We start from the raw sequence: 12306 nt of genomic DNA on the forward strand, positions 1-12306 counted from the left end.
ACGTGCTATCACAAAAGGGACTATGGCTCTTGCCATTCCAGCGGATCATCAAGCGGATCATCCAGAAACAGTTCCTCTTCCGCCGGATCATCACTGACCTCTGCCAGGGCAATCCAGCGCTCTGCTACCTCCTGCCAGCGCAGCAGCAGCCAGCACACGCCGCCAAAAATCAGCACGGCAATCATGGAAAAGATGAGCGACCCGGTGCCTTCGTGCCAGTATTCAAACGCCTCCGGCTGAGAAGACGCGACCAGATACGCCATCAAAGACACCCGCACCCCGTTGACTACAAAAGCGATCAACACCGCCAGCACAACTGCCAATCCGCGACGCAGCCAGTTCAGAGGGAACATCACCACAAACAAACCCGCTAGCGACAGCAGGTAAGTGATGCCCTCAATGCCAGAACAGCCAGGATAGACCTCAACTGACCCGGTGGGCAGGTGAATATTGACTCCATCGCGAACTACTTCAAACCCGCCATACCAAAGCAATGCCGTCGAAAATTTCGCCGTCCACAGCGTCGGGTCAAACAGCGGCGGAATAAACACCTTGGGCGCACCCAGACAAAACAGCAGCAACAGTTCTTGTCGATATTGCCCCAACCCGCGAAAACCAGAGGATAGGAGGGCTAATCCTAAACCAGCCGTGAGCGGAGCTAGCAGCAAAAACGCCTCACCCGGAGTCGCCAAACTCCGCAACAGCACGAACGCAATCAGCATGGCCCCAAGCACGCTTGCGAGAATGCTGCTATCAAAGCGCAGTGTATGCTGGCGATCGCCCAACAGCGAGGTCAGCGCCGCAAAAAACAGAATGCTGCTGCCCAGCAAATCGACGTTATCAGCCCGCCAAACCAGCGTCAGGTGAATTGCAGCCAGCCCAGCGGCGATCGCCACCAGCCAGAACCGAAATTCAGTGACTGATCTGAAGTTCAAAGACGAAAACGTTTTCATACAAACTGTTAGAAGAGGTTCAAATCTGTTGTGCGAGGGTTCGCATTCAAACTTTGAACCGTACAACGCTAGTGTGCCCAGGTGCGATCGCTTCCTAACAGACGCAATATTTTGCGGCAATGCGCGCAATCCATAGGCGGGAAAAATCTCATTCAATGGGCCTAAATTTCCCTATCGGGCGATCGCAAAAGTGAGGAGGATGAGTACACAAACCGAACGGACTGGTGAAAAATACGGTCACCGGGGGCAATGAGGTCGCAGATCGGATTTGTGCTTTCGCTGCAAAAGATTATCCATTTCTATAGCCTGAAAACCCATCAGGACAGTGCTTTCAGTCCTTTTTGTTGGTTGATGAATCCCTCGCCGTGCGGGTGATTTATTCAGGCAAAGTATTTAACTCATTAAAACCACACAAAACCCATACAATATCAAGGCAAAAGAGCCGCAGTCCACCCCCTCAGAGGGCGGAAACTCGTACGTAATCTCCCTCTGTTTATCCGGGTTTTGCGAATGTTATCACCGAATATAGATGGTCATTGAGTCTGCGAATAAGCCGCCTGGTTTGAATTTCGGATGACTATCGAGCAAAAGACCTCAGGAATGGAGCGTGCTGGATGGACAGCGTTAAGATTCTGAACGTGCAAATTGACAACCTGTCAATGCAGGAACTACTAGAGAGGCTAACCAGCGGCGTTGTTTATACTCCCAATGTGGATCACTTGGTCAAACTGCAAAGAGATTCGTCCTTCTTTAAGGTCTACAATGACGCGGACTACCGGGTTTGCGATAGCAAGATCTTAATGTACGTCTCTCGCTTCCTGGGGTCACCCATTCGCGAAAAAATTTCAGGGTCTGACCTGTTTCCCGCTTTTTACGAGTATCACAAGGACAATCCAGACATTCGCATTTTCCTGCTGGGGGCCAAGGAGGGCGTTGCAGCAGCGGCTCAGCAGCGGATTAACGCAAAAGTTGGGCGGGAAATCGTCGTGGCGACCCATTCGCCGTCCTTCGGGTTTGAAAAGGACGAAGCCGAGTGCGATCGCATCCTGGAAATGATTCGAGAGTCGGGCGCAACGGTTCTGGCTGTAGGGGTTGGCGCACCGAAGCAGGAGCTATTCATTCACAAGTACAAAGACCAACTGCCCAATGTCAAAATCTTCCTGGCTATTGGGGCAACGATCGACTTTGAGGCAGGAAACGTTAAGCGATCGCCCAAGTGGATCAGTGAGGCAGGGCTGGAATGGCTCTATCGCCTCACGGCCGAACCCAAGCGGCTATGGCGGCGCTACCTGGTCGAAGATCCGCTGTTTTTTTGGCTGGTGCTGCTGCAAAAGCTGAATGTTTACACCAACCCGCTCCGGAATAGCTCCAGCGACCTCGACCGCATCGACTACGGCACGCCCCGCGAGGCTCTGGCGGCTGAATAGGTTCCAGGTTTATAGAATTGCTGAATCCAGCGAAAACGAGGAGAGGGAGTGCGGGAGCTAAGCTGCGACACTCCCTTTTTTGTGCTTTTGCGCTTTGTGCCTCTGCTGCGCTCTGCGCTGTGCTGACTTTTGCCTCTATTTCACCGGATGCTGTCCGTAAAAAGGCAGCGCGGACGACCAGTGGGGGCGATCGCCCCTTTGCCAGTCTGCATAGGCCAGGGCGAGCAAGTCAGCGGCGGTGTGGGCGCGATCGCCATTTGCGTCGATGGGCTGCCAGGGAAAGGTCCAAGAGTCGAGGAGCGATCGCCAGTCCGTTTCCGTCAGCACGGCATCAGGACACACGGGGACGAGTTGGCGGGTCTGCGGCTGGCTGCGGTAAATTGCACCAAACACTTCGCCGCGCTGGGCGGATAGCTGCACTGCCAGGTCGATTGTAGAATCTGTAGAATCGTCAGGCATCTGAGCAGCGGCGGCATGGGCGACGGCCGCCAGCGAGGAAATGGCAAATAGCGGAATCTCCAACTGCTGCGCCAGCGTTCGTGCCGTGACCATGCCGATGCGCGTCCCCGTGAAGCCACCCGGCCCCCGCGCCACCGCCAGAAAGTCCAGATCTGCCCAGGTCTGCGGCGGCAAAAACGCCATCAGGCAGTCGTGCAGATGCGTAGACAGGGCCCGCCCCAAATCCCAGGTCTGCTGGCGCTGCACATCGACAAAGTTGCTGAGCGCCAGACCCAGATTCGGACTGCTGGTGTGGAGGGCGAGGGCGGTGGGCATGGGGGTTTATAGACCAGCTAACTTTAGCTGCCAGGGTTCACGACAGTACCCATAAACAGGATGCTGCCTGTCTGATTATCCTGGATAGCGTAGAAGAAGGGGCGATCGACCACCATCTGGAAGGGTGGGTCGATGGGAGCGGAGGTAACCCCGATGCTGATGCCCGTGCTGCCTGCGGCTTCGGTGCCCTGCTCGTTGACCTCGATGAAGGTCTTGTGCTGTACGCGGTTGATGAAGGCCTGCGCGTCGATCATAGCGGAAAAGTCGGCCTGGTCTGGGTCGAAGGCGATCGCCATGCCCAGCGATTTGAGCGCGTCGTTCAGCCCCACGCTAAATTCTGTGTTGAAGCGGGGCAGCTTGACCATGCCCTCGCGGCGGCGAAACTGGGTATTCCAGGTCTGCCAGTTTTCGGCAGTGAGGGTCTGCTGGAACGCCTCCAGGCTGGTGGACTGCTTGGGCAAAAACACGACCATGCTAAAGTGGCGGTTGCCGTAGGGCAGGTTCACCGCTTGGAACTGGTCGGTTTCGGCGTAGACAAACTGCCCCGACTGCGACATCAGCGGATGATTGAGGCGATCGCCATTGGGCAGATAGAAGGGCTGCGTCTGGGTCATCGACGGATTAAAGGGCGCACTCCAAGTGCCCTTGAAGTAGATGGCATTCACCAAAAACAGCACATCCTCCGGATTGAGCCGCTCGACGATGGTGGGAATTTTGCCTTCGGTGCTGCGGCTGACCCAATCATTAATCACGCTGGGCGCATTCGGCTGGGAAAAGTCCAGACTGGTGACCTCGGCATTGTAGAACTCGCGATTCTTTGCCAAAAAGTCGGGCCGAAAATCTACTCCTTCCCGGCTCCAGAGGGAATTGGCGATCGCCAGCTTCACCTTCGGGTCGGCACTTTCCAGCAATGCCTCTAGTGCTGCATTGCCCTGATTCACGTCGTCCAGGCTCAGCCCTTCAAGCTGGAGCGCTTCGGCGATCGCCCGCTGGGTGTCGCCGCTGGCCCCGTTATAAACCATCGACAGGGCGATCGACACGCTTGACGGCGAAATCAGCACATTTTCACCCGGCGACTGGGCCGCTACTTCCGAAAACAGCTTGAAGCCAAAGCGGGTATTGGCCGCCACCAAACGCGCATCCACGGGTTGCTCCGTCACATCAGGGTTTTGGGAAATGGGGGATTCGGGCACCGACGGGATGGACGGCACGGGCGACGAATCGCCAGCGCGAGACTGATTCGCAGCACAACTCAGCAACCCAACAACGAGCAGGCTGCCCGCCAGCGCGGTGCCAATGGTCAACAGTGAGCGACGCATGTCTTGATTCTCCTTTAAATCAGCGGATGGGAACACTCCGCTGCAAAAACTTTCCACTTCTTTAGAATGGCAGCCGCCCCCTCGAAGTTTCCGCTGGTTTCGGTTTTTGCTACGCGATGTCGGGTCGCAGTTGACCAAGCGCGGGCGCAGTAGGCAGCAGTTTGGGCAAAAAAAACTGGCTTGCGAAAACAGCAATTCGCAGCCAGCCCAGTATCCCAAACTTTGCGTGTTGATATGTTCAGGACTTATATCAAATCTCCAAAGATCTGCTACATGTAAGAAGACGTTAGAGCGAGCCGCCATGAGTGGAGTCCTCAAAATCGATATCGCTGAAACAGCAGAAGAACTAAAAGCCGTCTTGGAACAACAGCAACGGTCATCACAGCGCCGTAAAGTACAGGTGTTGTGGTGGTTAAAAACCGGACAAGCGAAGAGCGTTGAGCAGTTAGCCCAACTGAGCGGTTGCCATCGCACGACCGTGTCTCGTTGGCTGAGCCAGTATCGACAGAGTGGACTCGAAGCGTTGGTGAAGGTGGCATCTCGCAGTGGACGACCGCGAGCGATTAGCGGTGAAGTCCTGGCATCTTTGGAACGGGAACTGCAAGATCCAGAAGGCTTTAGCAGTTATGGAGCAGTGCAGCAGTGGCTCGCAGCGGTGCATGGTCAACCCGTCCCCTACAAGACGGTGCATAAGACGGTGCGCTATCGGCTCAAAGCGAAGCTCAAAGTGCCCCGTCCGGTGTCAAAGAAGCAGACTCCTGGGGCGTGCGAGTCCGTTCAGCAAACCTTGCAGCCCAGATAAGCCAGTCGATTCCGCCAGCCTTGAGACAACGCTACGGGGGGCGAATCCGCTATTGGTGCAGCGATGAGAGCCGCGTCGGACTGCTGACGGTTCAACATCGCAAGTTGACGGGCTTTGGGGTGCAGCCGATTGGTTCAGTTCAATGGGACTTTGTGTATCGGTGGCTGTACGGTCTAGTGGAACCGCTGAGCGGTGCATCGTGGATAGTCGAGTTTTCTCATCTCGACAGTTCCTGTTTTGAGGCGTTTTTGCACAGCTTTGCGGCTCAGTTCCCCGATGATTTACATCTGATTCAGGTGGATAATGCCGCAGCCCATACGGCTCAGACCCTGACGATACCGGACAATGTCATCTTGGTGTTTCAGCCGCCTTATTGCCCTGAGGTCAATCCCATTGAGCGGGTCTGGCGGGAACTCAAGCGGGAGCTAGCTTGGGTTCACTTTGATGATGTTTGCCAACTCCAGCACGCCATCAGCCAGTGGGTTTGTCGCCTTTCGGCGGAGTCGCTGCGATCGCTGACTCAGTGGGATTGGATTGTCGATGCTCTATGTGTAGCGGGTATTTAGAGAATTGATATGACGTGGCATCTGGCACCTCGGAGGTAGGGCGACTTTGCAACCAAGCAAATAGCGCTGACCCCATCACCAAGTTGAGGGTGATGATAGAAACCAGTTGCAGCATCAGGATGTAGCGCATAGGGAAATGTGTCGATTCTCGACTTTGGATTTGCGATTTTGGATTTGCGATTTTGGATTTGCGATCTTCGGATTGCCTGCCAAGCTTCTTTAGGGCTTCCAGCAATGTCATGATTCTGTTCATGACTCAAAGCCATTTACACTAGGTTGAAGTGTTCCATGTGGATGTGCGTGGGCGGCACTTGGAGATGGTGGAGTCCGGCTTCGACTGCATCCATCATGCGGGGACTGGCGCAGATAAAGTATTGACGGCTGCCGCGATAGTGGGGAATGTAGCGTTCTAGCAGGGCTTTATCAACGTAGCCCGATTCCCCGGTCCAGCCCTCGTGCGGATGGCGGAGAACGAAGACGATTTGCAAATCCAGCTTGTCCCTCAGGGCTTCCAACTCCTCGCGGAAGATGAGGTCGTTCCAGCGATCGCCCGCGTAGATCAGCAGATGGGGGCGATCGTCGCCGCGTTCGGCGTGGGTGGTCAGAATGCTCATAAACGGCGTGATGCCAATGCCCCCAGCAATGAAAACAAACCCGGCGGTGTCTGGATAGCGATCGCTCGTGAACACGCCATAGGGGCCGTCTAGGTAAGCCCGCGTTCCTGGCGGTACGTGCTTAATTTCGCGGGTAAAGTCGCCCAGCGCCTTGATCGTAAACTCGATACGGTCGGACTGGCTGCCGCTGGAGGACATCGAAAAGGGATGCTCGCGCATGTGGAACGGCGATACGTCCAGCGTGATCCAGGCAAACTGGCCCGGCTGGAAGGTGAAGCCGTTATGGCCGTGGGGTCGCAGCGCCAGCGTCCAGCTATCGCCCCGCTGAGACTCGACCGCTTCCACCAGGTAGGGCTTTTTCAACATCATCCACGGCTTCACCAGACGCACATAGACCAAGAGCCAGAGGGCAGCGAGGGCGATCGCCCCCCACAGCACCGTCTTCCAAAACAGCGATAGGTAATAGCCAACCCCAATCGCGTGCGCCAGCCCCAGCCCCAGCGCCAGCACCGCCAGCAATCCGTGCAGCGTGCGCCACGCCTCGTAGGGAATTTTCAGTCGCGTGCGCCAGATCGAGGTGATAATTAGCGCCACCAGCGCCAGCGTCCCCATGACGGCAAATCGGGCCCGCCACGGCGCTTCTGGAAAATTGAGCAGAGCCACGGTTTCCGGCTGGTTAATAAACAAAATCGCCGGATGCACCAGGATAAACAGCACCGCCACGATGGAGATGTAGCGGTGAAATTGCAGAATAATGTCGATCCCGTAAGAAGCCTCGACCCGGTTGATCCGTGCCGTCAGCGCAAATTGCAGCGCCATCATCGCCAGCCCCACAAATCCCAGCGCCACCGAAAACTCAACCCAGAAGCCCCGCGCTTCAGTGGACATCGGCGGATAGAGCAGCAGCACCAGCAGCGGAACGAGCGTCAGTCCCAGATAGATGGAGATCCAAAAGATGGCGATCGCAATTGGACTATGGGTCAAGATAGTCTTCATGATTAGCGGTTCAAGAATAGAGGCTGAGTAAAGGCTGGAGTAACGGCTGAATAGAGGCCGATGCGTCAGGAGTTACGGCGCAACCATAAGATAATCTGTCTGCAAGCAGGAGTTCCTCTACCTCAGGCGGCGATCGCCCCTCTGCTGCCCTATGCCTCTAGAGAGAAATACTCTGACCCAACAAAAAACCTGTCTGGCGATCGCGCCAAACAGGTCTTTCCAAGTCCTAACTCCAACCCGCTCTCGCCTCAGCGCTGGAGAGCAATTACCCCAGGCTAGGCCTTCTTCAGCCAGCTAAACATGGCCCGCAGATCTTTGCCGACTTCCTCAATGGGATGCTCGGCCTCGCGGCGGCGCATGGCGGTGAAGCCCGGTTTGCCAGCCTGGTTTTCCAGCACAAATTCGCGAGCAAACTGTCCCGTCTGAATCTCCGTCAGGATCTTCTTCATTTCCGCACGGGTTTCGTCGGTGACGATGCGCGGGCCGCGAGTTAGGTCGCCATATTCTGCGGTGTTGGAGATGCTGTCGCGCATCTTTGCCAGACCGCCTTCCACGATCAGATCCACAATCAGCTTCACTTCATGCAGGCACTCGAAATAAGCCAACTCAGGCTGATAGCCCGCCTCCACCAGCGTCTCAAAACCCGCCTTGATCAAGGCGCTGAGACCGCCACACAGCACCACCTGTTCGCCAAACAGGTCGGTTTCGGTTTCTTCACGGAAGGTGGTTTCCAAAATGCCTGCGCGGGTGCCGCCGATGCCTTTGGCGTAGGCCATCGCGCGATCGCGTGCCCGGCCCGTTGCGTCTTGATACACCGCAAACAGCGCCGGAACGCCCTCACCCTGCTCATAGGTGCGCCGCACCAAGTGTCCCGGCCCCTTAGGAGCCACCATCACCACATCCACATCCGCAGGGGGCACAATTTGGGCAAAGTGAATATTGAAGCCGTGGGCAAATGCCAGCACCTTGCCTGCGGTCAGTTGCGCTTCGATCTCGTTCTTGTAGACCGTTTTCATCACCTCATCCGGCAGCAGGATCATGATGAAATCTGCGGCAGCAGCAGCATCGCTCACCGTCTTCACGGTCAGCCCTTCCGCCTCAGCTTTGGCAGCCGACTTGCTACCCGGATACAAGCCAACCACCACATTCAGCCCGCTGTCGCGCAGATTCAGGGCATGGGCATGGCCCTGCGAGCCGTAGCCAATAATGGCAATCGTTTTGCCAGCCAAAACGTCCAAATTCGCGTCTGCATCATAATACATCCGAGCCATAGGGAAGGAATCTCCGTGAAGCGAGGGTTATCTGTCTTGCAAATTGGTCTTTGCAAATCGGTAAATCTTGCAAATGTCAAGCATTTGATTCTACCAAACGGAGGGGAGTGGGTGAAAGGCATGGCCCGAATCAGCGCAAAAAGAAACTGGGTTACCCATCCGGCAACCCAGCCCTCAACACAAGACAGTGCTTAGATAGTGCTTGCAAACAAGTGCTGGCAAACAGCAGTTATTTACAGCTATTTATAGCTACTTACAGCTACAGCTATTAACCGCCACAGCTATTGACCGCTACTCCGCAGACTGAGGCAGCAACTCCCGCTTTTCACCCGGAAGCACCTTTACCTGTCCGTCTTCGCCTACATCCACAACGGCCACATCACCATCCTTGACTCGCCCTGAGAGGATTTCCTCTGCCAGGGAGTCTTCCAACAGGCGCATGATGGCGCGGCGCAGGGGACGAGCGCCGTAGCTGGGGTTATAGCCCTCTTCCACTAGGCGATCTTTGAACTTCTCGGTGACTTCGAGGGTAATGCCCTGCTCCAGCAAGCGACCCGATACTTCCCGCAGGAGAATGTCACCAATCCGCTTCACCTCGTCCTTCGTCAACTGACGGAAGACGATAATCTCATCCAGACGGTTGAGAAATTCAGGGCGGAAGTATTGCTTCAGTTCCTCATTTACCAGAGAACGGATGCGGTTATATTGGGACTCAGCCATGTCTTCCGAAGACAGGTCGAAGCCCAGACCGCCGCCACCCTTCTCGATCACCTTGGAACCGATATTGGAGGTCATGATCAGCAGGGTGTTCTTGAAATCCACCGTGCGACCCTTGGCATCGGTCAGGCGACCGTCCTCCAGGATTTGCAGCAGCATGTTGAACACATCGGGGTGGGCTTTTTCGATTTCGTCGAACAGCACCACGGTGTAGGGGCGACGACGAACCGCTTCGGTAAGCTGGCCCCCTTCGTTGTAGCCGACGTAGCCGGGAGGCGACCCGATTAGCTTGGAAACGGTGTGCCGCTCCATGTATTCCGACATGTCGAGGCGAATCATCGCATCTTCGGAACCGAAGAAGTAGGCCGCCAGAGCCTTGGTTAGCTCCGTCTTGCCGACCCCCGTAGGGCCAGAGAAGATAAAGCTGGCGATCGGGCGGTTGGGGTTCTTCAAGCCCACACGGGCGCGACGAATGGCGCGAGACACGGCCTTCACAGCTTCGTCCTGACCAATCAGGCGATTGTGTAGGGTGTCTTCCATGTGCAGCAGCTTCTCGGATTCGGTTTCCGTGAGCTTATTGACTGGAACGCCTGTCCAGGCTGCAACGATTTGGGCAATGTCTTCCTCCGTCACCACTGGGGAATCTTCGCCGCCCGTTGCCTCGCTCTGCTTGGATTGGACGATGGCGCGAATTTCGGCGCGTAGCTCCATCTCACGATCGCGTAATTCGCCTGCCCGCTCAAAGTCCTGATTGCGAACAGCATCGTCTTTCTCTTTTTGAACCTGGCGCAGTTCCTTATCCAGTTCCTTCGCAGCCGGGGGCATTTGCGAGTGGAACAAGCGGACGCGGGAGCCCGCTTCGTCGATCAGGTCGATGGCCTTGTCGGGCAGGAAGCGGTCTGAAATATAGCGGTCAGACAGCTTAGCAGCAGCCTCCAGTGCCGCATCAGAAATCTTCAGCTTGTGGTGCTGCTCGTAGCGATCGCGCAGACCCCGCAGGATCTCGATCGTGTCCTGCACCGACGGCTCACCCACCATCACGGGCTGGAAGCGGCGCTCCAGAGCCGCATCGCGCTCGATGTGCTTGCGGTATTCATCCAGCGTCGTTGCGCCGATACACTGGAGTTCACCCCGTGCCAGCGCGGGCTTCAGGATATTAGCCGCATCGATCGCCCCTTCTGCTGCGCCTGCGCCGATCAGCGTGTGAACTTCGTCGATCACCAGAATGACGTTCCCCGCTTGGCGGATTTCGTCCATGATCTTTTTGAGGCGTTCCTCAAACTCACCGCGATATTTGGTGCCCGCCACCAGCAAGCCGATGTCAAGAGTCACCACACGCTTCTCTTCGAGAATATCGGGCACGTCGCCGCTGGAGATGCGCTGGGCCAGCCCTTCGGCGATCGCCGTCTTGCCGACTCCCGGCTCTCCAATCAGCACCGGATTGTTCTTCGTGCGGCGACCCAGGATTTGAATCACGCGCTCAATCTCTTTCTGACGGCCGACCACGGGATCAAGCTTGCCTTCGCCCGCCATCTGAGTCAGATTCGAGCCAAACTCGTCCAGCGTGGGGGTCTTGGTGCGTCCCTGGCTGCCGCCCGGCGTGACCTCGGCAGTTTCACCCAGCATCCGAATCACCTGGGTGCGAACCTTAGAGAGATCAACGCCCAGGTTTTCGAGAACCCGGGCGGCCACACCTTCACCTTCGCGAATCAGCCCCAAAAGGAGGTGTTCTGTACCGATGTAATTGTGTCCAAGCTGGCGAGCCTCTTCGAGCGACAGTTCTAGAACTCGCTTGGCTCGTGGGGTAAAGGGAATCTCGACCGCCACAAAGCCCGACCCGCGACCGATGATCTTTTCAACTTCAATCCGAGCGTCCTTGAGGTTGACCCCCATCGACTTCAACACTTTGGCGGCGACACCGGTCCCTTCTCCAATCAGACCCAGGAGGATCTGTTCCGTTCCTACAAAGTTATGACCCAGGCGACGAGCTTCTTCCTGGGCAAGCATGATCACCTTAATGGCTTTCTCTGTGAAGCGTTCAAACATGGCAGTCTCTATCACCTGCTGCGTGCCGGTACTGCTGATTCTAGCATAGGGTAAGTGAATCCACCCGGCTGCTCAACGGAGACAACCGACCCCAGCCAAGACCCTGATCCCGAAACGAGCGCACCAAAGAATGCAAGCGAAGAATGCGATCGCACGCTTGCTGCTCCGAAGGGGATCTTGCTAGGAAAAGATACCTATGTCAAGAGGGATGGCAGAAAATCCCAGATCGCCTGCTTCTTCTTGGGTAGGGGATTGGGCGGGGATCAGGTTCCACCCATGCTGACGATGGCGATCGCCCACCCAGCCCCACCACTGCCGCAGCGTGTCTGAGAAGTCTGGCTCTTGCAGCCCCCTGCGCCAGAGAATCAGCGCGTCCTCTTCGGGGTTTTGGTAGTAGCGGGGCCGCAGGCCGACATCCGTGAAGCCAAATTTTTGATAGAGGGCGATCGCCGCTCTGTTTGATGCCCGCACTTCCAGCGTTGCCCAGTGCATCTGATGTTGCCACGCTGCCTGCATCAACGCCGTCAGCAGCAGTTGCCCCAGCCCCCGCCCCCGCTGTGCCGGATGCACTGCCAGCGTCGTGATGTGCGCCTCGTCCAGAATCATCCACAGACAGCCCAGCCCAGCGAGTGAGGTTTCCCCATCCGCTGCCGCAGCGGTCAGCGCCAGCAGCGTGCTATTTGGGCTGTCAATTTCTCTCAAATAACCGTCTTCCGTCCACAGGCCACCCAAACACTGCCGATCCAGCGCCACGGCGGCATCGACTTGATCCCGTGTCAACAGCGACAGATATAGCGTGTCCATGCCTATCTGCGATCCAG

10 protein-coding genes are annotated in these 12306 nt (G+C 56.4%); 3 read left to right on the top strand and 7 right to left on the bottom strand.

Annotation, left to right across the window (positions count from 1 at the left end; translation table 11 throughout):
- Positions 1–20: 20 nt before the first annotated feature.
- The gene (crtA, locus tag JTM80_RS18815) at positions 21–953 is read right to left on the bottom strand and encodes a cyanoexosortase A (RefSeq protein WP_172355453.1); all 933 of its coding nucleotides are present in this window, start codon (positions 951–953) and stop codon (positions 21–23) included.
- Positions 954–1567: 614 nt separating this feature from the next.
- On the opposite strand from crtA, the gene JTM80_RS18820 reads away from it, so the two are divergent.
- Positions 1568–2380, top strand: coding sequence for a WecB/TagA/CpsF family glycosyltransferase (locus JTM80_RS18820; RefSeq protein ID WP_172355451.1), 813 nt, complete (start codon positions 1568–1570; stop codon positions 2378–2380).
- A 135-nt stretch (positions 2381–2515) separates the two neighbouring features.
- On the opposite strand, the gene tsaB is transcribed toward JTM80_RS18820, so the two are convergent.
- On the bottom strand, positions 2516–3154 hold the full coding sequence (gene tsaB / locus JTM80_RS18825; RefSeq protein ID WP_172355449.1) for a tRNA (adenosine(37)-N6)-threonylcarbamoyltransferase complex dimerization subunit type 1 TsaB: 639 nt from the start codon (positions 3152–3154) through the stop codon (positions 2516–2518).
- A gap of 23 nt (positions 3155–3177) precedes the next feature.
- Positions 3178–4473 (bottom strand): serpin family protein, encoded by a 1296-nt coding sequence (locus tag JTM80_RS18830; RefSeq protein WP_172355447.1) that lies wholly within the window; start codon positions 4471–4473, stop codon positions 3178–3180.
- Between the two features lie 301 nt (positions 4474–4774).
- Here JTM80_RS18830 and JTM80_RS18835 point away from each other — a divergent pair, with 301 nt between their 5' ends.
- Together JTM80_RS18835 and JTM80_RS18840 are read left to right on the top strand one after the other, a co-directional pair.
- A complete protein-coding gene (locus JTM80_RS18835; protein WP_172354232.1) occupies positions 4775–5275 on the top strand; it encodes a helix-turn-helix domain-containing protein in 501 nt (166 codons plus the stop codon).
- A gap of 20 nt (positions 5276–5295) precedes the next feature.
- The gene (locus tag JTM80_RS18840; protein WP_172354233.1) at positions 5296–5841 is read left to right on the top strand and encodes an IS630 family transposase; all 546 of its coding nucleotides are present in this window, start codon (positions 5296–5298) and stop codon (positions 5839–5841) included.
- 266 nt (positions 5842–6107) lie between these two features.
- On the opposite strand, the gene JTM80_RS18845 is transcribed toward JTM80_RS18840, so the two are convergent.
- The 4 genes from JTM80_RS18845 to rimI form a co-directional block, all read right to left on the bottom strand.
- The gene (locus tag JTM80_RS18845) at positions 6108–7451 is read right to left on the bottom strand and encodes a ferric reductase-like transmembrane domain-containing protein (protein WP_205370082.1); all 1344 of its coding nucleotides are present in this window, start codon (positions 7449–7451) and stop codon (positions 6108–6110) included.
- Positions 7452–7726: 275 nt separating this feature from the next.
- A complete protein-coding gene (gene ilvC, locus JTM80_RS18850) occupies positions 7727–8722 on the bottom strand; it encodes a ketol-acid reductoisomerase (RefSeq protein ID WP_172355441.1) in 996 nt (331 codons plus the stop codon).
- 291 nt (positions 8723–9013) lie between these two features.
- On the bottom strand, positions 9014–11485 hold the full coding sequence (locus tag JTM80_RS18855) for an ATP-dependent Clp protease ATP-binding subunit (RefSeq protein WP_172355439.1): 2472 nt from the start codon (positions 11483–11485) through the stop codon (positions 9014–9016).
- A gap of 180 nt (positions 11486–11665) precedes the next feature.
- Positions 11666–12289, bottom strand: coding sequence for a ribosomal protein S18-alanine N-acetyltransferase (gene rimI, locus JTM80_RS18860; RefSeq protein ID WP_172355437.1), 624 nt, complete (start codon positions 12287–12289; stop codon positions 11666–11668).
- Positions 12290–12306: the final 17 nt, after the last annotated feature.

Origin of the sequence: Thermoleptolyngbya sp. PKUAC-SCTB121 (assembly GCF_016919485.1) — a bacterium.
Lineage (GTDB): Bacteria > Cyanobacteriota > Cyanobacteriia > Elainellales > Elainellaceae > Thermoleptolyngbya > Thermoleptolyngbya sichuanensis.

Coding starts and splice junctions, on each gene's coding strand:
- JTM80_RS18830 (WP_172355447.1), bottom strand. CDS start 4,473: ATGCGTCGCTCACTGTTGACCATTGGCACCGCGCTGGCGGGCAGCCTG.
- tsaB (WP_172355449.1), bottom strand. CDS start 3,154: ATGCCCACCGCCCTCGCCCTCCACACCAGCAGTCCGAATCTGGGTCTG.
- rimI (WP_172355437.1), bottom strand. CDS start 12,289: ATGGACACGCTATATCTGTCGCTGTTGACACGGGATCAAGTCGATGCC.
- crtA (WP_172355453.1), bottom strand. CDS start 953: ATGAAAACGTTTTCGTCTTTGAACTTCAGATCAGTCACTGAATTTCGG.
- JTM80_RS18855 (WP_172355439.1), bottom strand. CDS start 11,485: ATGTTTGAACGCTTCACAGAGAAAGCCATTAAGGTGATCATGCTTGCC.
- JTM80_RS18820 (WP_172355451.1), top strand. CDS start 1,568: ATGGACAGCGTTAAGATTCTGAACGTGCAAATTGACAACCTGTCAATG.
- ilvC (WP_172355441.1), bottom strand. CDS start 8,722: ATGGCTCGGATGTATTATGATGCAGACGCGAATTTGGACGTTTTGGCT.
- JTM80_RS18835 (WP_172354232.1), top strand. CDS start 4,775: ATGAGTGGAGTCCTCAAAATCGATATCGCTGAAACAGCAGAAGAACTA.
- JTM80_RS18845 (WP_205370082.1), bottom strand. CDS start 7,451: ATGAAGACTATCTTGACCCATAGTCCAATTGCGATCGCCATCTTTTGG.